Source organism: Streptomyces sp. NPDC059828 (assembly GCF_042731955.1).
Taxonomy (GTDB): Bacteria; Actinomycetota; Actinomycetes; order Streptomycetales; family Streptomycetaceae; genus Streptomyces.
Genome location: NZ_JBHWIW010000045.1, coordinates 18,275 through 42,488 on the forward strand (window position 1 = coordinate 18,275; position 24,214 = coordinate 42,488).

Annotated in this window: 22 protein-coding genes; 7 read left to right on the forward strand and 15 right to left on the reverse strand. The window is 70.9% G+C overall.

Annotated features, from left to right (window positions below):
- Nucleotides 1-12: 12 nt before the first annotated feature.
- Both ACFV6V_RS24200 and ACFV6V_RS24205 read right to left on the reverse strand, forming a co-directional pair.
- Nucleotides 13-990 carry an alpha/beta hydrolase gene (locus tag ACFV6V_RS24200; protein WP_385568570.1) on the reverse strand — a complete coding sequence of 326 codons (978 nt, stop codon included), beginning with the start codon at nt 988-990 and terminating at the stop codon, nt 13-15.
- 97 nt (nt 991-1,087) lie between these two features.
- Entirely contained in the window at nt 1,088-1,825 is a 738-nt protein-coding gene (locus tag ACFV6V_RS24205; protein WP_385568572.1) for a class E sortase, read from the reverse strand.
- Between the two features lie 156 nt (nt 1,826-1,981).
- On the opposite strand from ACFV6V_RS24205, the gene polX reads away from it, so the two are divergent.
- On the forward strand, nt 1,982-3,703 hold the full coding sequence (gene polX, locus ACFV6V_RS24210; RefSeq protein WP_385568573.1) for a DNA polymerase/3'-5' exonuclease PolX: 1,722 nt from the start codon (nt 1,982-1,984) through the stop codon (nt 3,701-3,703).
- Between the two features lie 24 nt (nt 3,704-3,727).
- On the opposite strand, the gene ACFV6V_RS24215 is transcribed toward polX, so the two are convergent.
- The 10 genes from ACFV6V_RS24215 to ACFV6V_RS24260 form a co-directional block, all read right to left on the reverse strand.
- Nucleotides 3,728-4,585: an endo alpha-1,4 polygalactosaminidase gene (locus tag ACFV6V_RS24215; protein WP_385568575.1), complete on the reverse strand. Its 858-nt coding sequence runs from the start codon at nt 4,583-4,585 to the stop codon at nt 3,728-3,730.
- Entirely contained in the window at nt 4,543-5,205 is a 663-nt protein-coding gene (locus tag ACFV6V_RS24220) for a spherulation-specific family 4 protein (protein WP_385568576.1), read from the reverse strand. Before ACFV6V_RS24220 ends, ACFV6V_RS24215 begins: the two co-directional genes overlap by 43 nt.
- Entirely contained in the window at nt 5,202-6,119 is a 918-nt protein-coding gene (locus tag ACFV6V_RS24225; RefSeq protein ID WP_385568579.1) for an NAD-dependent epimerase/dehydratase family protein, read from the reverse strand. The genes ACFV6V_RS24220 and ACFV6V_RS24225 overlap by 4 nt, the downstream gene beginning before the upstream one ends.
- Before the next feature lie 7 nt (nt 6,120-6,126).
- Nucleotides 6,127-6,840: a sugar phosphate nucleotidyltransferase gene (locus tag ACFV6V_RS24230; RefSeq protein ID WP_385568581.1), complete on the reverse strand. Its 714-nt coding sequence runs from the start codon at nt 6,838-6,840 to the stop codon at nt 6,127-6,129.
- Between the two features lie 92 nt (nt 6,841-6,932).
- A complete protein-coding gene (locus tag ACFV6V_RS24235) occupies nt 6,933-7,940 on the reverse strand; it encodes an SDR family NAD(P)-dependent oxidoreductase (protein WP_385568584.1) in 1,008 nt (335 codons plus the stop codon).
- A 156-nt stretch (nt 7,941-8,096) separates the two neighbouring features.
- Nucleotides 8,097-9,476, reverse strand: coding sequence for a hypothetical protein (locus ACFV6V_RS24240; protein ID WP_385568587.1), 1,380 nt, complete (start codon nt 9,474-9,476; stop codon nt 8,097-8,099).
- Complete coding sequence (pelF, locus tag ACFV6V_RS24245; RefSeq protein ID WP_385568589.1) at nt 9,473-10,987, reverse strand: GT4 family glycosyltransferase PelF; 1,515 nt, start codon at nt 10,985-10,987, stop codon at nt 9,473-9,475. Before pelF ends, ACFV6V_RS24240 begins: the two co-directional genes overlap by 4 nt.
- 127 nt (nt 10,988-11,114) lie before the next feature.
- On the reverse strand, nt 11,115-11,753 hold the full coding sequence (locus tag ACFV6V_RS24250; protein ID WP_385568592.1) for a hypothetical protein: 639 nt from the start codon (nt 11,751-11,753) through the stop codon (nt 11,115-11,117).
- Between the two features lie 252 nt (nt 11,754-12,005).
- Nucleotides 12,006-12,557, reverse strand: coding sequence for a hypothetical protein (locus ACFV6V_RS24255; RefSeq protein WP_385568595.1), 552 nt, complete (start codon nt 12,555-12,557; stop codon nt 12,006-12,008).
- Nucleotides 12,554-12,715 carry a hypothetical protein gene (locus tag ACFV6V_RS24260; protein ID WP_385568597.1) on the reverse strand — a complete coding sequence of 54 codons (162 nt, stop codon included), beginning with the start codon at nt 12,713-12,715 and terminating at the stop codon, nt 12,554-12,556. The genes ACFV6V_RS24255 and ACFV6V_RS24260 overlap by 4 nt, the downstream gene beginning before the upstream one ends.
- A gap of 353 nt (nt 12,716-13,068) precedes the next feature.
- Between ACFV6V_RS24260 and ACFV6V_RS24265 the strand changes: the two genes are divergently transcribed.
- From ACFV6V_RS24265 to ACFV6V_RS24285, 5 genes are read left to right on the forward strand one after another with little or no spacing between them, the layout of a single operon-like run.
- Nucleotides 13,069-15,153, forward strand: a complete 2,085-nt coding sequence (locus tag ACFV6V_RS24265; RefSeq protein ID WP_385568598.1) for a SpoIIE family protein phosphatase — start codon at nt 13,069-13,071, stop codon at nt 15,151-15,153.
- A gap of 35 nt (nt 15,154-15,188) precedes the next feature.
- A complete protein-coding gene (locus tag ACFV6V_RS24270) occupies nt 15,189-15,917 on the forward strand; it encodes an amino acid ABC transporter ATP-binding protein (RefSeq protein WP_385568651.1) in 729 nt (242 codons plus the stop codon).
- Between the two features lie 18 nt (nt 15,918-15,935).
- A complete protein-coding gene (locus ACFV6V_RS24275; protein ID WP_385568602.1) occupies nt 15,936-16,772 on the forward strand; it encodes a glutamate ABC transporter substrate-binding protein in 837 nt (278 codons plus the stop codon).
- Nucleotides 16,773-16,803: 31 nt separating this feature from the next.
- Nucleotides 16,804-17,469, forward strand: coding sequence for an amino acid ABC transporter permease (locus ACFV6V_RS24280; protein WP_385568603.1), 666 nt, complete (start codon nt 16,804-16,806; stop codon nt 17,467-17,469).
- Entirely contained in the window at nt 17,466-18,371 is a 906-nt protein-coding gene (locus tag ACFV6V_RS24285; RefSeq protein ID WP_385568606.1) for an amino acid ABC transporter permease, read from the forward strand. Before ACFV6V_RS24280 ends, ACFV6V_RS24285 begins: the two co-directional genes overlap by 4 nt.
- A gap of 47 nt (nt 18,372-18,418) precedes the next feature.
- Here the strand turns inward: ACFV6V_RS24285 and ACFV6V_RS24290 are convergent, their stop codons facing one another.
- From ACFV6V_RS24290 to ACFV6V_RS24300, 3 genes are all read right to left on the reverse strand, one after another.
- On the reverse strand, nt 18,419-21,088 hold the full coding sequence (locus ACFV6V_RS24290; RefSeq protein WP_385568608.1) for a SpoIIE family protein phosphatase: 2,670 nt from the start codon (nt 21,086-21,088) through the stop codon (nt 18,419-18,421).
- 308 nt (nt 21,089-21,396) lie between these two features.
- Nucleotides 21,397-22,071: a hypothetical protein gene (locus tag ACFV6V_RS24295; RefSeq protein WP_385568610.1), complete on the reverse strand. Its 675-nt coding sequence runs from the start codon at nt 22,069-22,071 to the stop codon at nt 21,397-21,399.
- A complete protein-coding gene (locus ACFV6V_RS24300) occupies nt 22,068-23,705 on the reverse strand; it encodes a protein kinase (protein WP_385568613.1) in 1,638 nt (545 codons plus the stop codon). Before ACFV6V_RS24300 ends, ACFV6V_RS24295 begins: the two co-directional genes overlap by 4 nt.
- A gap of 166 nt (nt 23,706-23,871) precedes the next feature.
- Between ACFV6V_RS24300 and ACFV6V_RS24305 the strand changes: the two genes are divergently transcribed.
- The gene (locus ACFV6V_RS24305; RefSeq protein ID WP_361282325.1) at nt 23,872-24,162 is read left to right on the forward strand and encodes a hypothetical protein; all 291 of its coding nucleotides are present in this window, start codon (nt 23,872-23,874) and stop codon (nt 24,160-24,162) included.
- Nucleotides 24,163-24,214 lie beyond the last annotated feature (52 nt).

Below are 24,214 nucleotides of genomic sequence, written 5' to 3' on the forward strand. Positions count from 1 at the left end.
GCGCCGGGGGACCTACGCGGGCGGACCGTGCAGCGCGTCCCTGAGCGCCGCCGTGGCCTGGTCGATCGCCGCTCCCGCGGCATGCGTGGACCGCAGCGCGTTCAGCATCACGAAGTCATGGATGATGCCCTGGTACCGCGTGGACGTCACCGGCACACCGGCCTGGCGCAGCTTGTTCGCATACGCCTCGCCCTCGTCGCGCAGTACATCCGCCTCACCGGTGATCACCAGCGCGGGAGGCAGCCCCGCCAGCTCGTCCAGTGACGCACGCAGAGGCGATGCGGTGATCTGTGCCCGTTCACGCTCGTCGGTCGTGTACTGGTCCCAGAACCACTGCATGCCGTCGCGCCGCAGGAAGTACCCCTCAGCGAACTGGTGGTACGAGGGGGTGTCGAAGTTGGCGTCGGTCACCGGGTAGAAGAGCACCTGCTGCACCAGGGTGACATCGCCGCGCTCCTTCGCCATCAGGGTCAGCGCGATGGCCATGTTCCCGCCGACGGAGTCACCCGCGACGGCCATCCGCGACGCGTCCAGGTTCTTGCTCATGCCGTCGGAGACCACCCAGCGCGCGACCGCGTAGTTCTGCTCGATCGCGATCGGGTAATGGGCCTCCGGCGAGCGGTCGTACTCGGGGAAGACCACCGCGGCGCCCACCCCGACGGCGAGCTCACGCACCAGCCGGTCGTGGGTGTGCGCGTCACCGAACACCCAGCCGGCGCCGTGGATGTACACGATCACCGGCAGGGTTCCGGTGGCATCGGCGGGTTTGACGATACGGGCACGGACCGAACCCGTGGGGCCGCTGTGGACCGTGATCCACTCCTCGTCGACCGCGGGCATGGTGACGTCGCCGGACTGCACGTCGTCCACGGCTCTGCGACCTTCGGCCGGGGGCATCTCAAAGAGGAACGGGTGGTTGCTCGTGGCCGTCGCGAACTCCGACGCCTCGGGCTCGAGCACCGGAGAGCTGGGCATGTAGGCGGTTGACATCGGCTCTTCTCTCTCGATTTCCCCCGAACGGACCACTCATTCGAGGCTAGGCCGGGCCGTCCGGGCACGCATCACGGCTCCCTCGGGCCGTCACGCGTCACTCCTCCCTCACCGCCGTCAGCACCCCGATCCGGTCGATGCGGTGCTCGGGATTCCCGTGCGCGTCACGCCAGTAGTTGCCTGCCGCGTGGTCCTCCGGCGTGGCACAGGTCGATATCGTGATCATCGCTTCCACCGGCTGTTTCCCGGGCGTCCCCGGGACGGCGGCCCGCTGCTCGGCCAGTGAGCGCCCGGAGCGGAACGAGGTCGTGCGGAGTTCGGTGATCCGGTACTCGTAGACCGTCCCGTCCCACGTCGCCGACACCGTGTCGCCGATGCCGACGGACGGCAGCTCGTGCAGCGGCCCGCCCGCGGCCAGGCGGTGCGCCGTGACGAGATAGTTCCCGACCTGGCCCGGCCCGACGCCGCCCCGCCGCCCGTAGGGGCTGGCGGCGATCCCCCGGTCCTGTATGCGGGTGCCGGGCCCGTCGTCGGTGGTGCCCTCGTAGGGGAGGACCTTCAGGTCCCTGACGCCTATCGCGGGGATGGCCAGCCGGGCCGGCTCGGTACGCAGTCGGGCCGGGTCGGGCGTCGTATGTGCCGTTGCCGTTGCCGTTGCCGTTGCCGTTGCCGTTGCCGTTGCCGTTGCCGTGGGCGTGGGCGACGGGGCGGTGGACCGGGCCGTGACCGGGGCAGCGGGGGAAGGGGAAGCGGCCGGTCGATCCGTGATGGGCCGGCCCAGGGTCGTGCAGCCGACGCTCAGGGCAGCCAGCGCGCCACAGAACGCGAGGCGCACCGCTCGGGAAACCGGCGAAGCTGGGGAAACTGGGGAAGGGGACATGGATCTCCAGAGGGTGCCCGGGTACCTGGCCACCACAACGCGCGCACTCGCTCACGTGTTCCCGCGCCGCAACCCAGCGCGCTCCGCCGTGGCCCGTGTGACGCTGGAGCCATGCCCAGGGCCAACGAAGAGATCGAAGCGCTGCTCCAGGAGTACGCCGACCTCATCGCGATCACCGGCGGGGATGCCTTCCGGGCCCGTTCCTACGAGAAGGCCGCCCGGGCCATCGGCGGCTACCACACCGATGTCGCCACACTCGATGCCAAGGGCCTGAAGGAGATCCCCAATGTCGGCAAGTCGATCGCCGACAAGGTCAGCGAGTATCTGACGACCGGGCAGATCGCCGTCGTCGAGGAGCGCAGGCAGTCCATCCCGGCCGGGGTACGCGAGCTCATGACCATCCCCATGCTGGGGCCCAAGAAGGCTCTGCTGCTCTACCAGGAGCTCGAGGTCGCCTCCGTCGACCAGCTACTCGACGCCATCCACCAGGAGCGCCTGCGGGACCTCAAGGGGTTCGGCCGGAAGACCGAGGAGAACCTCCTCCACGGCATCGCCCTGATGCAGAAGGCCGGGAGCCGGATCCTCCTGAACGCCGCGACCGAATCCGCCGAGCAGATCGTCGCCGCCCTGTCGGAGATCGAGGGCTGCGAGGGCTGTGCCTACGCCGGGTCGCTGCGCCGGATGCGCGAGACCATCGGGGACATCGACATCCTCGTCGCCGCGAAGAAGTCGGCGCCCTTCATGGAAGCCCTCGGCAGCCTCCCGTACACCGCCGAGATCATCGCGCACGGCGAGAAGAAGACCTCCATCCGCACCACCAAGGGCCTGCAGATCGATCTGCGGGTGCTTCCACCCGACGCCTGGGGCGGCGGCCTCCAGTACTTCACCGGATCCAAGGCGCACAACATCCGCACCCGCGAGATCGCCGTCCGCCTCGGCCTCAAACTCTCCGAGTACGGGCTCTTCGACGCCGAGAGCGGGAAGAAGGTCGCCTCCAGGACCGAGGAGGAGATCTACGAACGCCTCGGCCTGCCCTGGATCGCGCCCACCCTGCGCGAGGACCGGGGCGAGATCGCGGCGGGGCTGCGCGGCGAACTCCCTGATCTGGTCGTGGACAAGGACATCCGCGGGGATCTGCACACCCATACCGATCTCACCGACGGCCTCGCCTCACTGGAGGACATGATCGCCACGGCCGCCGAGCGCGGCTACTCCTACTACGCCGTAACCGACCACGCCCCTGACCTCGCCATGCAGCGGATGACCAGGGAGAAGATGCTCGCCCAGCGCGAGGAGGTCCGTGCACTCGACCGCAAGCACAAGGGGATGCGGCTGCTGCACGGCACCGAACTCAACATCGGACCGGACGGTGACGTCGACTGGCCCGACGACTTCCTCGCCGGCTTCGACATCTGCGTCGCCTCGATCCACTCGCACTTCAACCAGAGCCGGAAGGCGCTCACCCGCCGCCTGATCCGTGCCTGCGAGAACCCGTATGTCGCGATCATCGGGCATCCCACCACCCGCCGCATCGGCAAACGCCCCGGCATCGACGCCGACTTCGACGCGGTCTTCGAAGCCTGTGCCAGAACCGGTACCGCCCTGGAGATCAACGCGCACCCCGAGCGCCTCGACCTCTGCGACGAGGACATCCTGCGCGCCAAGAGGTACGGGGTGAGATTCGCGGTGAACTCGGACTCCCACTCCACCACGCATCTGCCGTACATGCGCTACGGAGTGGCCACGGCGCAGCGGGGCTGGCTGACCAAGGACGACATCATCAACACCTGGACGCTCACCAGGCTCCGCCGCTTCCTGCGCCCTGGAACCTGACGGACGACCACTCCCGGCCCGCGGTCAGCAGGGCTGCCGCCACGGGTCCAGATTCAGCCTCTTGCGCATCGACGACAGCCCGAGACGGCGCGCCTGCGCACAGAACTCGCCCGTGGACAGCGCGTATTCGACATGAAAGACCGCCTTCCCCGCCTTGATGAAGGGGGTGAGCAGCGCACACTCCTCGTACTGGGCGCACTCCTCGTTGACCGCGAAGTCGAAGTCCCGTACCAGCTCGGGGATCTGCGGCAGATCGTTCTTCAGCCCGACGGACAGCCCGCGCTCATGGGCGAGGCGGGCGAGCATCCGGTTGAACGCGAGCTGGTGCTCCGCCGTCAGCGGGAAGCCGGTGTCGTTCAGATACGCGTCCATGAGGTCCGGCTCGACCGCGGCGAAGCCCTTGTCGCGGCACATGTCGAAGCGCCGCTCCAGCAGTGGGCGCAGCACGTCGAGGCGGCGGATGTCCAGCCAGCGCTCGCCCCGCCAGCCGTTCGGCTTGCCCCGCACGGCGGCTGGGTAGTCGGCCTGGTCGGGCCGGAAGTCCTCCCAGGAACCGGCGTTGATGTAGCAGATGACCTTGCGGCCGTCCCGGTGCAGCCGGGCCACGTCGTCCGCGGTGTTCTCGAAGCCGTCGATGTCGTACACGGGCACGTCGGCCGTGGGGTCCAGCCGGTCGCTCAGCTGCCACTGCCAGGGCGTTCCGGGCGTGGGCAGCCAGCGCGGGTGGTCCGGACCGGGCCTCGGCGCCGGATCCGATGCGCATCCCGCCAGCAGGAGCAGGCAGAGGACGACGAGCAGCGCGGAGCACCGGGACCCGCGACGTGCCGGTGCACGAGCGGTCACGCGGATTCCTCGAGCAGTACGGGCGGCGGGGCGAGCCATGGGTTGGGCAGCGTATCCGCGACCGCGCACGACACCGCGGCGCCACGCTCGGTGGCCGCCTTCTCGGCCACCCGTGCAAGGGCGGGCGGAACCCCGTACACCAGATGGCAGAACCGTTCCGGCGGATGCCGGGCCGTCCAGCGGGGGAGTGTGAACGAGGACAGATACACCGTCCATGGGCCCTCGAAGGTCACCAGCAGATCCGCGATCCGCGCATAGCCCGGAGCGGGATGGACCCCGTGGTTGAGCACGACGGTCGCCGCACCGCGCTGCCGTGCCGCCCGCACCAGGCGGCGGCAGCCGGGCAGCGCGGAGCGGTCGGCCGGCACCTGGTCGAAGAAGCAGCCATCGGTGCCGTACCACTCCCGGTGCCGGTCGATGTCGCGGAGCACCGCGTCGTCGGGACGCACCCCGTAGTCCAGGTCGACATAGCCGAGGACGCGCGTCCCCGCCGCCCGCAGTGCGCGGGCGGCGGAGACGAACGCCGGGTCGGGCGAGGTGCCCGGCCCGTTCGCGGTGTTGAGCACCACGCCGTAGATCCGGTCGGCGGCCGAGGTGAGCAGCCGCCAGGCATCCGGGTCTTCGGCGGGGTGCACATAGAGCGGCACCAGGAGGCTCATGGCACCGCGTCCAGTCTCGCCTGCGCGGACACCGACTCCCAGAGCACGGCGAGCGAGTCCCCGAGCCCGTACCTGGGTGCCCAGCCCAGTGACTCGTGCGCCGCCGTGATGTCGGAGCACTGCCAGCCCACACCCGCCGAACGGGCCGATCCGGCCGTCGCCGCCTCCTCGATACGGCCCCGGAAGCCGGCCTCGGTCACCAGTCCGTGCACGAGGTCCCGGATCGGCACGGCCCGTCCGCCGCTGATGTTGAGCACCCGGGGGAGGGGCCCCGTGGTGGTGGTTGCCAGCACGACCGCCCGTGCCAGGTCCCGTACGTCGACGAAGTCGCGGTACGCCGACAGATCGCCGAACCGGACCACGGCGCCGGGGGTGTCGCCCGCCCGCATCAGCCGATCGGCGGTGCCACCGGGCAGGCTGTTCGACGGTGCCCCGGGGCCCACCGGATTGCCCACCCGCAGCACCACCGCGTCGAGTCCCGACGAGGTCACGGCCAGGGTCCCGGCGAGTTTGGTCGCCCCGTAGGGAGCCACGGGTCCGGCCGGTGCCGTCTCGGCCACCCGGACCCCGTGCTCGGCCGGACCGTACTCCGCCGCCGACCCCAGGTGCACCAGCCGGGCCGAGGGCGCCGCCTCCCGCAGAGCCGCGCACAGCACGGCCGGGCCGCGGGCGTTGACTTCCGCGAGTCTCACCGAGTCGCCGCCGACGGCTCCCGCGCAGTTGACGACCGCGTCGGGTGCGAAGTCGGCGAGTGCCTCGGCCAGCCGTCCCGCGTCGGCCGTGGCGAGGTCGACGCGGAGATCGGCGGCCGGGGAGCGGCCACCGCCGAACAGTCGCACGCCGCCCAGCGCGCGCAGCTGTCCGGCGATGTGTCCGCCCAGATACCCGGTGAAACCCAGGACGATGATGCGCATAAGACGTTCAGGCTCCCTTGAGCAACAGGGACTGGTGCGTGGTGAACTCGGCGTTGGCCCGGTCGTAGTCGTCGGGGCGGCCGATGTCCAGCCAGTAGCCGTCGAACTCGTAGGCGTGCGGCGGGTTGCCGTGCTTCAGCAGGTCGAGGACCAGCTCGTCGAAGCCCAGCGGCAGCCCCGGGGTGTATCCGTCGAGGGTGCCGAGGGAGAGCCCGTACACACCCATGGAGACCCGGTAGTCCATGCTGGGCTTCTCCCTGAAGCCCACCACCCGGTTCTCGTTCGTGGTCAGCACACCGAAGTCGATATGGACCTTGCGGGCGTAGGTGGCGATGGTCAGCGCGGCCTCGGACGCGACATGCCGGCGCAGCACGTCGGCGTAGTCGAGGTCGGTGAGGACGTCGCCGTTCATCACCAGGAAGGACTCGGGCAGCCGGTCCCGCATGGTCAGCAGTGGGCCCATGGTGCCCAGTGGGCTCTCCTCGATCGCGTAGTCGATCGTCAGTCCCCAGCGTGAACCGCTGCCGACATAGGCGCGGATGATCTGCCCGAGATGGCCGACGGCGATGGTGCAGCTGGTGAATCCGCAGGCGGCGAGCTGCCTGAGGACGATCTCCAGAATCGCGTGCTGGTCGCCGATCGGCACGAGCGGCTTGGGGAGGGCGGTGGTGTACGGACGCAGCCGGATGCCCTTGCCTCCGGCGAGAATCACTGCGTGCATGAGGAGCCCCCTGCGGGTACGGCGGTTGGATGGAACATGGTGGTGAGGGTCCAGTCCGGTCGTTCTTCGGTGGGTTTCTTGATCGGTGTTCGTCAGATGTTGTAGATGTCGGTCTTGTAGCGAGCGAGGTTGGCGGGGTCGCGGAAGAACTCGACGGTCTTCAGGAGCCCCTGCTCCAGGTCGGATTCCGGTGCCCAGCCCGTCGCCTCGCGCAGCCGGGAGGCGTCGGCGACCAGGCGCATCACCTCGGAAGCGGGGGGACGGATACGCTGCTCGTCCTCCTGTACGTCGAGGTCGGTGTCCATGACCTTGCCGATCAGCCGGACCAGGTCACCCACCGAGATCTCGCCGCCCGTACCGGCGTTGAAGGTCCGTCCCACCACTGCCTCCGCGGGAGCGGTGCCCACGGCGAGGAAGGCCCTCGCGGTGTCCTTGACGAAGGTGAAGTCCCGCGTGGGCCGCAGGTCCCCGAGGGTGATGGTCTTCGCTCCCGCCGCCACCTGGCCGATGACCGTCGGGATCACGGCGCGCATGGACTGCCGGGGACCGAAGGTGTTGAAGGGGCGCAGAGTCACCACAGGGGTCTCGAAGCTCGCGTGGTAGCTGTCCGCCAGCCGGTCCCCGCCTGCCTTCGAGGCGGCATACGGCGACTGGGTGTTGATGGGATGGTCCTCGGTGATCGGCACGGTCTGCGCGGTGCCGTAGGTCTCACTCGTGGAGGTGTGCACCAACCGCGGGATGTCCAGTGCCCGCACCGCCTCCAGCACATTGAGCGTGCCCGTGACATTGGTGTCCACATAACTGTGCGGTGCCTGGTACGAGTACGGGATCGCGATCAGCGCGGCGAGGTGGTAGACCGCGTCGGCGCCCTGGACGAGGCCACGGACGGACCCCGGGTCGCGGACATCTCCGAGGACGATCTCCACCTCGTCGAGTACCTCCGACGGCAGGGTCTCCAGCCAGCCGTAGGAGGAGAAGGAGTTGTACTGGGCCATGGCGCGCACCCGGTACCCGGCGGCCACCAGGGTTTCGGTCAGATGGGAGCCGATGAAGCCCTCGGCCCCGGTGACGGCGGCCAGAGGGGCTGGAGTCGAGGTCACGGTGAGTGGTTCCTTTCCTGGAACGTGCTGTGTGGTGCCCGGGGCTGTCCCCGGTGTTTCTGGGGGCTTTCTCGAACTTGTGTCTGCTGGTGATCGTGTATGTGCGATGCGTAGTCGCCCCGGTCCGTGCGTGACTGTCCCGGGTCGGGCGGGGAATCAGGCGTGTGCGGTGGGCCGCCCCAGTAGCCACAGCGCGCTCGCGGTGAGGAGCACCGCGGCGGCGGCGCAGCACAGCAGCAGGGCCGAGGCGTCCGGCGCTCCGGCCGTGACCGTCGCGAGCACCGCGACGGACGCCGCGCCGACGGTGATCACGGCCGGGGTCCAGGCGATACCGAACGCCTGAAGGAGCAGCGCCGTCCACAGCAGGGCCGCGACGGCGACCACCGGCCCGGGCGGCGCGCCCGTCAGCAGCGCCGCCGGTACGAGCGGCAGCAGATAGCCGCCGAGGCAGACCGCCAGCGTTCCGGCCGACCGGAGCCGGAAGCCCGGCTCGTCCGCCGCCGCCCGCAGCGCCGCGAGCGAGAGGCCCCGATAGCGGTACAGCAGCCACTCCGCGGGGCCCATGCTCAAGGTCAGCGCCACAACGGCCAGCGCACTGCGCTGTCCCACGAGCGTCACCAGCACCCCCGCGGCCAGCCCGAACAGCCCGTACGGCAGCGACGCGACAAGCTTCGGCCGGGTGCCGCCCCCGGCCCCCGCAGCGGCACGCAGCATCTCCAGGACGGAGTGCCCCGCAGCGGCGAGGGACAACAGCACCGTCAACGCCGGCAGGGCGATCCGCACCACGGCACCCGGTTCCCACCACGGCAGCACCGCGGTGCCCGCGATCAGCGGGGCCAGGGTGGCCAGCAGGATGCGCTCCCTCCCGCACACCAGCAGCACCCCGGCCGCAGCGAGATACAGCGACTGGCCCACGGCGAACAGCGCCGCAGGCCCGGGGCCCGCCACGGCCAGCGCCGCAGCCGAAGAGATCAGCGCACCGGCCGGGGCGCCGAACAGCAGCGTCCTGCCCGACTCCCGCCGCCCCACTGCCAGCCGCAGATACGCCCGGTGACTGAGCGCCTGCCCCCAGGCCCAGGACAGCAGCCCGGCCGCGATCAGCGCGTACACCCCCCGCTCCCCGTGCCACAGCCGCCCGGTCAGGACATACGCGAGACCCGGAAGGGCGAACAGCACGCCGCGCAGGGCGCACCGGACATGGTCCGGCGCCCAGGGGTCGGCGCCTCGCGGCGGCTCGGGAAAGCTGCGCGGCACCCGTCCGTAGAGATCCCAGGCCAGCGAGAACAGGCCCGGATGGCGGTACCGCTCCCTGATCTGTTCACCCGTCAGCCCCTCCGACTCGAGAAGGGCGGCCACCTCCCAGGCGTGCACGGCGGGCCCGATCTGGTCGGCCATGTCCGCCGCCAGCCGGTCCACCGGATCCTCGGGAGCCCTGGCCACACGCAGCGCGAGAGTGGTGTCGTGGCGGGCGCTCAGCCGCAGGGCCAGCGTGTCATCACGGCCGCCACCCGGCTCGAGGGACAGGGGGCCGCTCATCCGGCCACGCTCCTCAGCATCACCGTGCTGTCGAGGTCCGCGCCCCACGGATCGGCGAGCTGGAACATGCCGCGCACGGACAGCTCCAGATAGATGCCCCGGAAGGTCTCGATGGTCTGACGGAGCGTGAACTGCTCGATGACCCTCAGCCTGGCCGCTTCACCCATCGCCGTCCGGCGTGCCGGGTCGCCGAGCAGTTCCAGAGCCGCGGCCGCCATCGCGTCCGGATCGCGCGGCGGCACGACGAGTCCGGCATCGCCCACGGCCTCCCGTACCCCGCCCACATCGGTGGAGACGGTCGCCCGGCCGCACGACATGGCTTCGATGAGCGTGAAGGGGAAGCCCTCGCTGATGCTGGAGAGCATCACCACACTGCCCGCCGCATAGGCGTCCCGGATGTCGTCGACCCGGCCCTCGAAGGTGACCGCGTCGCCGTGTCCGAGCGAGGCGGCCAGCGCCTCACACCGCTCCCGGTACGCCTCGCCGCCGCGCGGGGTACCGCCGAACAGCCGCAGCGCGGCCTCCGGAATCACTTCTCGGACTTTCGTGAACGCCCGGATCAGGGTCTCCAGGTCCTTGATCGGGTCGACCCGGCCGGCCCAGCTGAGCGTCGGGCGCTGCGGTTCGGGGCCCGCGGGCGGGAAGGCCGCGGGGTCCACGCCGTTGTAGACCGTGCGGATGAGCTGTGGGTCGGCTCCGCCCTCCTCCTCCCAGAGCCGGTTGTAGCGGTTGCCGGGGGTGACCAGGGCGGCCTGCCGGTAGGTCTCCTCGGCCAGCAGCCGGAAGAAACCGAGCAGCACCGCCTTCACGGGCCAGCGGTACGGCCCCGTGCGGTAGCCGAGATAGCGCTCCCGCAGATACACCCCATGTTCCGTCAGCAGCAGTGGCACACCGTGCAGTTCCTTGGCGGCGAGCCCGGGGAGGACGGCGACGCCGCCGCTGACCGCGTGGGCGACACCGCGCTCGGGCGGCCGGGCGCTCAGCGGCCGCAGCGCGTGCTCAAGGAGACCGGTGGCGGTGACGGCGTCGTGCAGGGTGGGACGGGCCTCGCGTACCGGCAGGCCCCGCCGGTTCCACACCCCGGTCAGCACCCGCAGGGCCCGGTCGCCGCGCAGCGCGGGGCTGAGCCGGCCGTCCCGGGCGGCGTGCGCCAGCTCGTACAGCGCGGGGGCGAAGCCATCCTCGGCCGAAGGGTCGAGAAGGGCGGTCAGAAATCTCTCGTACGCGGCCATCAGCCGGCGCTCCCGGCGCCCGCGTGGCGGCGCACCCTTCGGCGCAGGACCCCACATGGGCACCGTCACGGGCTCGGACACATGCTGCGGCAGGTCCCAGGCGAGTGGCTCGCGGCCGGTGCCGGTCACCGCGATCACGTCGAAGTCGATATCGGGCATACCACTGACGAGTTGGTCGCACCAGACACTCACGCCGCCGTGACTGTGGGGATAGGTGCCTTCGGTGAGCAGGGTGACCCGCGCCGCGCCCGGGCGCGGCGCGCGGTGCTGAACGTGCATGGAATGGGCTCCACGGCAGTAAAGAACGGTGCGGAAGGCGAGCGGACCGGGTTCCGGGCACGAATGGCCCCTGGAACCCGATGTCTCGCGACGAGCCGGAGCGGCCCGGTAGGAACGGGCCGCTGGTTCAGCTGCGCTGGGTTTCGCCCTGCGTCACCGGGGTCTCGACCCCGGCGGGCACGGGTACATCCGGCGACGGCGCCGCGGCGCCGCCCGCCGCGCTGGCCGGGACTCCCGGGAGGGTGAGCGTCACACCGGCCTGGCCAGAGGCTGCCGCGACCCGGCCGGAGACGGTTCCGGCGTATGCCCGGCCGAAGCCGGTGGCTCTGCCGGGGAGCAGCTGGGTGGTGCCGCCCGGCATGGCGGCCGGCGCGGCGACGCCTTCCGGGGGCGTGATCGCCACCGTGTCCCCGATCCGGTAGCCGGTGACCTGACCCGCTGTCACCGCGTCGTTCCGGACGGCCCGGTCGCGCGGCTCCGCGCCGATGTCCTTCATCCGCAGGTCGACCAGAGGGGTGTTGTTCGCGTGGAGCGCTTCGTGGGCGTCGACCCGCGGGATGGCGTACGCCCGCTCGTGAGCGATCAGAGCGGCCTTCTCCTGGGAGCCGGCCGGGAACGGGTTGTCGTGGGGCAGCACCCGCTGGTCGATGCCTGGTGTTCCGTCGGCTGCCTGTGCGGGCGCCGACGGCATCCCGAGCGTGAGGATGGGCGCTCCTGCGGTGAGCGCGGCCGTGCGTATGGTCCGCGAAGTGGCGGTCCGCTTCATGCGGTGAAAGTCCCTCCCCCTAACCCCCCGGCACGACGACGACGCCCTCCCCCGAGCGCGGAAGTCGCCATGCCCTGTCGATCACATAGTGGTGCCTGCTGTGTGGGTTCTGTGCGCCTCGCGTGAAAGTTGACGCAAAAACGAAGGTGATCGAGTCCGCCCCGGATGTGGCGGGATCAAGCGGGCGCGGCGGGTAAACGCTTACATGTGCCAGTGGTCCAGACAACGCGATGGATCGCGGCCGGATGATTTTCAGCCAATGTGATGCGCGCGCTGCATGGGGTGCGCCCCCTGTGTCGGCCGATGGCGGCCGGCGATGCGGTGCGCCGCCGGCCGTCGCGCTGGTGCGGGTGCGTCAGAGGGGGAGGCCTGGTCACACGGGGCCGATGAGGTAAGGCAGTCGGGGAGTGTTGCGCGTCGGACTGAGCCTCGTACGGCCTGTGGCGCTGGGGTGGCTGGTGCGCAGGTGACGTGGGTGTGTGGCGTGTTCGCGATGGCGTCCTTGGCGCTTTGGCCGTTGTTGTACTCGTAGTAAAGGTACGAGTGGAAGCCGATGTCGCCGTTGCGGCCCGAGGCGCCCGCGAGCTCGTAGGTCAGGGCGACCGTCCGGTCGGCGCCCGGGGTCAGGGGGATCCCGTGGTTCACGACCGGGCCGGTGGTTCCGGTGGCGGTGCACGAGGTGCCTTCGGCCGTGCACGACACGAAGCAGTACTTCAGGTCCCTGCGCTGGGTGGTGGTCCAGGTCGACGGGACCGACCGGTGGACGAACCAGATGTCCGTGGACTGGTTGTCGGTGAGGGTCATCGCGAGCGAGCCGCCGAGCCCGGTGCCGCCACCGGCCGGTCGAGGGTGAAGTCCGGATCCGGGGGGTCGGCGGCGGCCGCCTGCGCCGTGCCGAGAGCGGCGAGGCCGAGGGAGAGGGCGGCGCAGAGCCCGGGGCGTCCCGGAAATGTGAAGGACATGAGGAGGGAGGTTAGGAGGGCGCCGCCCGCCGCGTCTGCCCGTTCGGAGTAAAGGGAAGCCCTTCCGGCGTGAAACCGGCGGGCGCCGGACCGGGACCCGCGTGTGCCGTGCCCCGCCCGCCATCCCGCATATGCGCCGACGGGACGCCTGGGCCCGCTCTGTGGAGTCCGTCGCCGAACGTGCGCGAGGCGCCACACGGAGTTCTCCGGCAATGGCCGGTTCCGGGTACATCACCCGGTCGGTCCCGAGCCGGGGTGCGCTACCCCGCCCGGCGCGGCTCAATGGAGGGCAGGGTGTGCACACCTGCGCCGTACGACCGGCAACGCCGTACGACAAAGGAGGTCCGTACGGCATGGATCCCGACTTCGATGAGGCAGTGCTCGACGCGCTCTTCACACAGCCCCCGATCGGGCTGCACGTGATGGACCGCGAGCTGCGCGTCGTGCGGTTCAACTCCGCCGCGCCGGGGGTCCGGGGCCTGGAGGCGCGCAGGCTGCTGGGCAGCACCTGGCGGGAGCTCGGGCTCATCGACGCCGAAACCGAGCAAAGGGTGCGCCGGGTGCTCGACACCGGCGAGCCGATCAAGGACCTGCGCTACCGGGGGCGGCTTCCCGGCACCGGCGACGTCAGACTGCTGTCCATCACCGCGTTCCGCATCCATGACCGCGACGGGAACCCCCTGGGCGTCGCAGCCACCACGGTGGACATCACCGAACGCGACAACGCCGAGCGGCGTCTTGACCTGCTCTACCGGGCCGGAGCGGCCATCGGCAGCACCCTCGACGTCTTCCGCACCGCACAGGAGCTCACCGACGTCGCCGCACCCGAACTGGCCGACGCGGCCGCGGTCGACGTACTGGACTCCGTCCTGCACGGCGAAGCCCCCGCCCCCGGCCCGCTGACCGAGCCCATCACCGTCCGCAGGGCGGGCATCCGCTGCGCCGGCCCCCTCGCCCAGCAGAATCCCATCAGGGTCGGCGATGTGCGGGTGATGCCGTACGGCACGCCCTTCGCCGGGGCGCTGAGCGATCTGCAACCACGGCTGATACGGGAGCTGGAGGCCGACGACACCCGTCTCGCCCGGGATCCGCGGTGGGCGGAGCTGCTGCGGGAGGCGGGCGCACACTCCCTGATGGCCGTTCCGCTCACCGCACGCGGGGTGGTGCTGGGCATGGCGGCCTTCTACCGTCTGCGCGGTTCCGACCCCTTCGACGAAGCGGACCTCGAGCTCGCGACCGACCTGGTGGCCCGGGCCGCCGTCTGCGTGGACAACGCCCGCCGCTTCACCCGTGAGCACACCCTCGCCCGTCTCACCCAGCGCACCCTGGTGCCCGCCCGGCTCCCGGCGCACACCGCCCTGGAGACCGCCTACGCGTATCTGCCGGTGGCATCCGGCGGTGCCTGGTACGACGTCCTGCCACTCTCCGGGACTCGGGTGGCGCTCGTGGCAGGCGACGTCTCGGGCCGGGGGATGCGGGCCGTGACCACCATGGGGAGGCTGCGCACGGCCGTCGGGGCCCTTGCCGCCATGGACCTCCAGCCCGACGCACTCCTCGCCCGGCTGGACGACCTGACGGTGCGGCTCGGAAGTGAGCTACAGCCACCGGGCCACGACGAACCGTTCCTGACGGCGTCATGCGTCTACGCGGTGTACGACCCCGCCACCGGGCTCTGCGCCGTGGCCCGCGCGGGCCACCCCCCGCCCGTCCTGGTGCCTCCGGACGGGCAGCTCCGGGTGATCGACTGCCCGGACGGCTCGGTGCTGGGCAGGGGCGTGGGCGAGTACACCGCGGCCACCGTCCAGCTCTCCGAAGGCAGTGTCCTCGTCCTCCAGAACCAGGGAATCCTCCCGGGGACGCCGGACCGGGAAAGCGCGGACAGCCGGCTCGCGCACTACCGCTCCGTCCTGAGCCGGCCCGACGCTCCCCTGCAGGAGCTGTGCGACAGGCTGCTGGCAGCCCTGCTCCCCGACTCCCCCCAGGACGACGCCCTGGTGCTGATGGCCCGCACGAGCGTCCTCGGCTCCGACCGCATCGGCTCCTGGAGCCTGCCCAACGAGCCGGCCAGCGCGGCCGCCGCCCGGCGCCTCGTCTCCGGGCTGCTCGGCGCATGGGGCCTCGGGGAGCTGGGTTTCAGCACCGAGCTCATCGCCACCGAGCTGGTCACCAACGCCGTCCGCTACTCCTCCGGAGCCATCGAGCTCCGGCTGATCCGGGACGCCGCCCTCATCTGCGAGGTGTCCGACACCAGCACCGCGGCGCCCCATCTGCGGCACGCCGAAGACGACGACGAGGGCGGCCGGGGGCTGGACATGGTCGCCCACATCAGCCGCCGCTGGGGAACCCGGCTGACCGGAGGCGGCAAGACCATCTGGACGGAACAGCGACTGCCCGAGCCCTCCGCGGTGCCCGGTGACCGAGAGGCGGGGCGACCGTGAGCAAGGACCATTCCGCCGCGGGCACGGCAAGCGCGCTGGTCGAGCTGAGCAAGGTCAACAAGCACTTCGGCGCATTGCACGTGCTCCGGGACATCGACCTGACCATCCAACGCGGCGAAGTGGTCGTCGTCATCGGGCCGTCCGGGTCCGGCAAGTCGACCCTGTGCCGCGCCATCAACCGCCTGGAGACCATCGACTCGGGCGAGATCGTCATCGACGGCAAACCGCTCCCGGCCGAAGGCAGGGAGCTGGCCAGGCTGCGCGCCGACGTCGGCATGGTGTTCCAGTCGTTCAACCTCTTCGCCCACAAGACCGTGCTCCAGAACGTCACGCTCGGACAGCTTAAGGTCCGCAAGAAGCAGAAGTCCGAGGCCGAGGCACGGGCCCGCTCCCTGCTGAACAGGGTCGGGGTCGCCGCCCAGGCGGACAAATACCCCGCCCAGCTCTCCGGCGGCCAGCAGCAGCGCGTCGCCATCGCCCGGGCCCTGGCCATGGACCCGAAGATCATGCTCTTCGACGAGCCCACCTCGGCACTGGACCCGGAGATGATCAACGAAGTGCTGGAGGTCATGCGGCAACTCGCCCGGGACGGCATGACCATGGTGGTCGTCACGCACGAGATGGGTTTCGCCCGTTCGGCCGCCAACCGCGTGGTGTTCATGGCCGACGGGCGGATCGTGGAGGAGACGACGCCCGACGAGTTCTTCACGAACCCGCGCAGCGACCGAGCCAGGGACTTCCTGTCGAAGATCCTTCACCACTGACTTCCAGGGACGATCACCATGAAGCTACGCAAGGCCACCATGGCAGCCGCCGCGCTCCTGCTGCCCCTGACCGGCACCGTCGCCGCCTGCGGCTCGGACGGCGGCGGTCAGGCCGGCGACGACAAGGACAAGATCACAGTGGGTATCAAGTACGACCAGCCGGGCATCGGGCTGAAGACCCCGGACGGCAAGTACACGGGCTTCGACGTCGACGTGGCCACGTACATAGCGAAGCAACTGGGCTACAAGCCCGACCAGATCGTGTGGAAGGAAGCCAAGAGCGCCGACCGCGAGACGCTGCTCCAGCGGGGCGACGTGGACTTCATCGCGGCTTCGTACTCCATCAACGACGAGCGCCGCAAGAAGGTCGATTTCGCGGGCCCGTATCTGCTGGCCCACCAGGACGTCCTCGTCCGCGCGGACGACGGCTCCATCACCAAGCCGTCCGACCTGAACAACAAGAAGCTCTGCTCCGTCACGGGTTCCACCTCGGCGCAGAACGTCAAGACCAAGATCGCCCCGCAGGCTCAGCTCCAGGAGTACGGCGGCTACTCGGAATGCCTGACCGGCCTGGAGAACAAGGCCGTCGACGCGCTGACCACCGACGACTCGATCCTCGCCGGATACGCGGCGCAGGACCAGTTCCAGGGGAAGTTCAAGCTCGGCGGGTTCAAGCTGAGCAACGAGAACTACGGCATCGGGGTCCCGAAGGGCAGCGAGCTCAAGAACAAGATCAACGCTGCCCTGGAGAAGATGGTCAAGGACGGCACCTGGGAGGCGTATGTGAAGAAGAACTTCGGCCCCGCCGGATACAGGAACGAGCCGCCGCCGAAGATCGGCGTCGTCGTGAGCTGACGGCCCGACGCGAAGCGGAAGGCGGGAGCCCGTGTTCGACTTCCTTGAGGGGTACGACCTGCTCGGGGCCTTCTGGACCACCATCCGGCTCACGGTCTACTCCGCCATCGGGGCCCTGGTGTGGGGCACCGTGCTGGCGGCGATGAGGGTCAGCCCCGTGCCCCTCATGCGCGGCGTCGGCGCCGCGTACGTCAACATCGTGCGGAACATCCCGCTGACCGTCATCATCGTCTTCACCTCCCTCGGTCTGTTCCAGACCCTTGGCGTGAACCTGGGAGCGGACACTTTCGAGGGGATCAACTTCCGGCTGGCGGTGCTCGGACTGACCGCCTACACGGCGGCGTTCGTCTGCGAGGCGCTGAGGTCCGGGATCAACACGGTGCCCGTCGGACAGGTGGAGGCCGCCCGGGCCATCGGCCTGAGCTTTCCGCAGGTGCTCAGCCTCATCGTGCTCCCGCAGGCCTTCCGCTCAGTGGTCGGACCACTGGCGAACGTGCTGATCGCCCTGACCAAGAACACCACGGTGGCCGCCGCGATCGGGGTCGCCGAGGCCGCGCTGCTGATGCGGGAGATGATCGAGAACGAAGCCCAGCTCATCCTGATCTCCGCCATCTTCGCGTTCGGGTTCATCTGCCTCACCCTCCCCATGGGGCTGCTGCTCGGCTGGGTGGCGAGGAAGGTGGCGGTGCGGCGATGACCTCCGTGCTCTACGACGCGCCCGGACCGCGCGCCCGTCGGCGCAACGCCGTGTACACGGCCGTCTTCCTCGTCGCGCTCGCCGCTCTGATCTGGTGGGTCGTGCGCAGCCTCGCGGAGAAGGGGCAGCTGGAGTGGTCCAAATGGGCGCCGTTCTTCACCGACCCGCGGGTATGGACGACGTACATCCTGCCGGGCCTGGAGTACACCCTCATCGGCGCGGCCCTCTCCATGGCCATCGCCCTGCCGCTCGGCGCGCTGTTCGGCATCGCCCGGCTGTCTCAGCACCGGTGGGTCCTCGCCGTCGCGGGAGTCTTCGTGGAGTTCTTCCGTGCCATCCCCGTGCTCGTCCTGATGCTGTTCGCCAATGCGGCGTACGCCGAGTTCACAGCCGTCAGCCCGGACGACCGTCCGTTGTACGCCGTGGTGACCGGGCTGGTGCTCTACAACGCCTCCGTGCTCGCCGAGATCGTCCGCGCGGGCATCCTGTCCCTCCCCGGTGGCCAGACGGACGCGGCCAAGGCGATCGGTATGCGCAAGGGCCAGTCGATGCGGTACGTGCTGCTGCCGCAGTCCGTGACGGCCATGCTCCCGGCGATCGTCAGCCAGCTCGTGGTCATCGTGAAGGACACGGCGCTCGGCGGAGCGGTTCTGGGCTTCTCCGAACTGCTGGCATCGGTCCGTCCGATGAGCGCCAACTACGGCGCCAACACCATCGCCAGTTTCACTGTCGTGGCCGTCGTCTTCATCGTGCTGAACTTCGCCCTGACCGCCTTCGCGGGCTGGCTGGAGCGGCGGCTCAGGCGTGGCAGGAAGTCGACCGGAGCGGTGGTCGGCGCCGACGCGGTCGCGGAGTTCGCGACACCGGGGGAGCACGTCAATCCGGGGCAGGAAAGGCCCTGAGCATCAGCGGGCCAGACCTGGGCTCCAGCACGGGCCGGCCCTGAGCATCAGAGCAGCTCGTCGTCCGTGAAACCGAGAAGCGAGGTCACCCCGTCATGGGGCGCGTTGCCGTGCAGCGGCAGCTCCGCCCAGATGATCTTTCCGCCGTGGGTGTAGCGGGTGCCCCAGCGCTGGGCGAGCTGCGCCACCAGGAACAGCCCACGGCCGCCCTCGTCGGTGGTGGCCGCGTACCGCAGATGGGGCGAGGTGTTGCTGCCGTCGGCCACCTCGACGGTCAGGCTCTGGTCGTGGAGCAGCCGCACGCGGATCGGCCCCGAGCCGTACCGGATGGCGTTGGTGAGCAGTTCGCTGAGGATCAGTTCGGTGCCGAAGGCGAGGTCCGGCAGCCCCCAGTCCTCCAGGGTGCGGCCGGCCCTCGCTCGCATCCCGGAGACCGCGCTCGGATCGGACGGCACCTCCCACTCGGTGACCCGGTCCGAGCCGAGGTGCCGGGTGCGGGCGATCAGCAGCGCCACATCGTCCTTCGCACGGGCCGGCAGCAGTGCGTCCAGCACGTCCTGGCAGGTCTCTTCCGGGGTGCGGTCGGCGTGGGCGAGCGCCTGACGCAACAGCTCGATACCGACGTCGATGTCCCGGCTGCGGTCCTCGATCAGACCGTCCGTGTAGAACACCAGCCGACTGCCCTCCTCCAGCGTCAGCTCCGCCGCCTCGAACGGCATACCTCCCAGGCCGAGCGGTGGCCCGGCAGGCAGCTCGGGGAAGTCCACCCGGCCGTCGGGGTGCACCAGAGCGGGCAGCGGGTGGCCGGCCCTGGCCATGGAGCAGGTGCGGGAGACAGGGTCGTAGACGGCGTACAGACACGTGGCGCCGGTCATCGACGGGCTGCCCTCACCACCGGGCTCGTCCTGGTCGATCCGCCCCACCAGGTCGTCCAGATGCCCGAGCAGCTCGTCCGGAGGCAGGTCCAGGGTCGAGAAGTTGTGCACCGCCGTACGCAGCCGTCCCATCGTCGCGGCGGCATGCAGCCCGTGGCCCACCACGTCACCGACCACCAGGGCCACCCTGCTGCCCGGCAGTGGAATCACGTCGAACCAGTCTCCGCCGACCCCCGACTGCGCCGGCAGATAGCGGTGCGCCACCTCGACCGCGCTCTGCTCCGGCAGCGCACGGGGCAGCAGACTGCGCTGGAGGGTCACGGCCAGGGCGTGCTCGCGCGTGTAGCGGCGAGCGTTGTCGACGGACACCGCGGCCCGCGCCACCAGCTCCTCCGCCAGCGACAGATCCTCGTCCTCGAAGGGGCCGGGCTTCTCGGAGCGCCAGAAGTTGGCCACGCCGAGGACCACGCCCCGTGCCTGGAGCGGCACGGTGATCAGTGAGTGGATGCCGTACGAGACCACGGCGTGCGTCCGGTCCGGATCCTGGGCCAGCCAGCCCGGGGCGTCCGACAGATCGGGCACGAGCTCCGCCACCCCGGTGCCGAGCCCCCTGGCCTGTGGGGTCGACGGCAGGAAGGCGATCAGCTTGCCGAGCTCGTAGAGGGGGTGGTCGTCGCGGATGCCGCTCACGGCCGTGCGGCGCATATGGGGGGTGCCCGCGCCGTTCGGCTCCTCGCCGTTCAGCACCGGGTCGGCCAGGTCGACGGTCACGAAGTCCGCGAAGCGGGGGACCGCGACATTCGCCAGCTCCCGGGCGGTACGGGTGACGTCGAGCGTCGTCCCGATGCCCACACCGGCGTCGTACAGCAGCTGCAGCCGCTTGCGGGCCAGTTCCGCCCTGCCGGTCAGGGCCTGGAGCTCGGTGGAGTCGCGGATGGTCGCGACGGTGCCCAACGGGCCGCCCGGCTCGTCGGTCGGCCGCTGGTTGACCACGAGCAGCCGGTCACCGGCCGAGTGGACCTCGTCGGTGGCGGTACGACCCGAACCGAGCAGTTCGGCGGTGGCGGGATCGAGCCCCGGCAGCCCGGCGACCGGCTGCCCCTCGGCGTCCTGGCCCAGGTCGAGGAGCCGTTTCGCCTCGTCGTTCGCGAGCACCAGGCGGCCGTCCCCGCCGACGATCACGACACCCTCGCGCACCGCGTGCAGCACGGCGTCGTGGTGCTCGTACATCCGGGTCATCTCGGCCGGCCCCAGGCCGTGCGTCTGGCGTTTGAGCCGCCGGGTGGTCAGCGCCGTACCGGCCGTGGCGAGAGCCAGCCCGGCCGCCCCGGCACCGAGGATGACCGGCAGTTGACGGTTCACCGCACCCGCCACGTTCTTGACCTTGAGCCCCGCGGACACAAGGGCCACCACCTTGCCGTCGCGCGCGGTCACCGGCACCACCGCCTGCACCTCGTGCCCCAGCGGTCCGTGGACGCTCTCGACGAGGACCTCACCCCTCAGCGAGGGCTCGATCGTCCCGACGAACCGGTGCCCGATCCGCTCCGGCAGGGGATGGGTGTAGCGGATTCCCTTGGTGTCCATCACCACGATGAAGTCGACCCCCGCGGCCTTGCGGGTTTCCTCGGTGATCGGCTGGAGCACCCGCGAGGGGTTGGGCAGTTTCAGGGTGGCCTGGAGCCCAGGGGAGTGAGCAAACGTTTCCGCCACCGCGACCGAGCGGTTCTGTGCCTCGCGGTCGGTGTCGTGCCTGGACTGGAGCACCAGGGCCAGGATCGTCCCGAGCACAAGCAGGACGACGACCGCCACCTGGAGGACGAAGACCTGCCCGGCGACGCTCATGGGGCGTTTTCTGATCAGTGGCCTGATCACGGTCTTCTTTCTAGCACCGTGGGGCCCTGCGGGGCCATACGGGGGCATTCCCGCCTCGGGGACCCTGGCCCGCCTGCGGGACGGGGACGCGTAAGGGATACCCGTCCGCGCCATAGATCACACGGTCCCCGGGGACGAGCCGCTCCACGGCGGGCGGTGGTCCCGGAAATCCCCGCCCGCCAGGGCCCTGTCGACCTCAGGGGAACCCGCCGACCACCGAGGCCACGAGGTCCGGCTGGGGTGCGGCCGCACCGCGAAACCGCCCGGTCCCGTGAGGCTCATCCGCAGGTGTACGTGAACCGGGTCGCCGCCGAACGCTCCACCGGAGAGGTGATCCGCACCTCGGCACGGGCGGCGAAGGCACCCTCGCCGTGGAAGGTCCACCGCAGCTTCAGCCGCGCCTGCCGCTGCCCGCGAGCCAGGCGTTCGGTCAGCTCCTCCGAAACGGTCCCGTCGTTGCGCACCCAGCGGTACCTCACGGTGCCAGGCCGACCGTTCGTCTCCACCAGCGCGGTGATCAGCGAGGTGCCGTCGCACCCTGGCCCACCGGCAGAGGTGCTCACCGACAGCCCGCGCACCGAGACGCCGGGCCCGTACCGATCCCAGCCGAGGTAGCAGAGCACGGCGACGAGGATCACGGCGGCGAGGGTGTAGCGGCGCAGGCCCGCGAAGCGGGAGACCGGGCGCTCCGGTGCCGCGGGCGGCAGGGCCGGGAGCGTGCCGTGCCAGACGGTGGTGGCCGTGACCCCTGGTCCGAAGCGGAGCACCGTGCCCTCGGTCCGGTCGGGGACCGTCACGTCTTCCGACCCCGGTCCGGGCTCAGGCTCCGACCCCGGTCCGGGCTCAGGCTCCGGCCGCTCGATCCAGTGGCTGGCCAGCACCGTGGCGCTGTAGTCGTCGCCCGGCTCAGCGGACGCCCCGGGCGCGCCGGACCTATCGCGTGGCTCGGTCATGTGATCACGCACCGCCTGATCAGGATCCGCTGCTCGGAGCCGCCGTTCCCGGCCGCGGGCGTGGTGCCGGCCCGGGCGATCCAGTAGCAGCCGCGTCCGCGGAAGGCGTGGTCGACGGTGAGCGAGTAGCGCGTGGCGCCTTCGCGTTGGAAGGTGTCGCTGCCGCCGTCCGGGGAACCGGCGCCCGCCTTGTCGTTGGCGGTGGCCCAGTCGAGGGTGATGGTCACCGGGTCGGTGCTGTCCGTGACGACGTCCACCGTGGCCTGTGCGGTCACCGTTCCCGTCTGCCGCAGCGAGCCGATGGACACCGACACGACCTTCACGGGATCGGGTTCCGGTGAGGTCGGAGGGTCGGAGGTCACCGGAGGGTCGGACACGGTCGGCGGATCGGTCACCGTGGCCGGGTCGGACGCCGTCGGCGGTGCGGACGTCGGCGCGTCCGTTGCGGGCGGGGACGCCGAAGGCGACACCTCCGCGGAAGCGCTCGGGCCGGCCGAAGGGCTTGCGGACCCCGACGCGCTGGGGCCGGCAGTGCCCGGGGGCGGCTGCGCACCGGCGGGCAGCGCGCTGGTGGTGGCCAGCGCCTGGGCCGTCGTACGGCCCGCTTCCTCCCCGTCCGCACGCGCCGCCAGCGCCAGCGCCAGCCCCAGCACCAGGGCGAGCGCCCCGGCCAGCAGGCCTTGACTTCCGGGCCACAGGGCGCGAAGCCCACGGCCGGGCGGCAGCGCCGTCGTCGCCAGCGAGGTGGTCCCCGAGGGCGCGGCGCCACCCGAGGGGAACAGCAGCGGCAGCAGCGCGGCGAGCGCGGCCAGTTTCCGCTGCCCCCGCTCCTCCCAGTCGGGGCCGTACGCTCCGACCGCGACCTGCTCGAGCTCGGCCACGAACGCATCGGCGTCCGACGGGCGCTCCTGCGGGGTCTTCGCCAGCCCGTGCCGGATCAGCGGCCGGAGCGCCGGTGGCACCTCCTCCTCGGGGATCGGCGCGCTGGTGTGCTGGAGCGCCAGCTCGGCGAAGTTCTGCCCGGGGTACGGCTTGCGGCCGGTCACACATTCGAAGAAGGTCGCCGTCGCCGCGTAGACATCGGCCGCGGGTGAGGCCGGCTCACCGCTCCACTGCTCGGGCGCCATGTACGCGGGCGTGCCCGCCACCCCGGGCGTGGTGCCCCGGTTCGTGGCGATGCCGAAGTCGACCAGCTTGGAGGAACCGTCCGCCGCCACCAGGACGTTTCCCGGCTTGTAGTCGCGGTGCACCACACCGGTGCGATGGGCCTCGGCGAGCCCGAGCAGTGACCCCTTCAGCACCGCCAGCGCGGCCTCCGGGCCCGTCTGCCCCTCGCGGGCCAGGAGCGTGCCCAGGGCGATGCCGTCGACCAGCTCCATGACGATGGCCGCGCCCTCCGGCGCCTCGACGTACTCGTAGAGCCGTACGACATACGGCGACTCCAGACCGCCGAGCAGTCGCGCCTCCGCCCGGAACTCCCGAACGAAGGCGGTGTCCCGCCGCAGTCGTTCGCCGAGGTATTTGACGGCGACCGGGATGCCCGTCGCGTCATGCACGGCAAGCACCACGCGACCGCTGCCGCCCGCACCGAGTTCCCTGGTCTCCGTGTATCCAGGGACCGACCACGTGTTCATCCCGCCCCCTCGCTCTCCTCACGGTAGACACATATCCGCCACACCCAGTTCCCGGCTACACCGGCGTTGTTACGGCTTCATGACTGTGCCGACCGGCCCTGCGGGCGGCCCGTCGCGGACTTAGGCTGGGGAGCGGCCGAACGGCGGGGGTCCGCGGAGGAGTGGCATGTCGCGCAACCACCACTTCCACGTCGACCGGGGGAGTCACTCGATCACCGTGAACGTGGGTCCTGGCAGGACCGGAGGCATCGAGCTCCTGGTGGACGGCAAGGTGATCGCGTACCGCCGCGAGCACGGGACGGGGACGACGGTGCTGACGGGCGAACTCCCCGAGGACCCCGCCCGCAGCTTCCGGGTCCGGGTGCACCAGCCGCATCTGGTGCGGGTGAAGCCGGGCTGCACGCTGGAGCTGGACGGTGTCGAGTTCCCCATGCCGGAGCGGTACACCGCGTTCTGAGTTCTTCGGGGCCCGGTCTCCCCGCCGGGTGACCTCGCGCCACCGCCTTCCG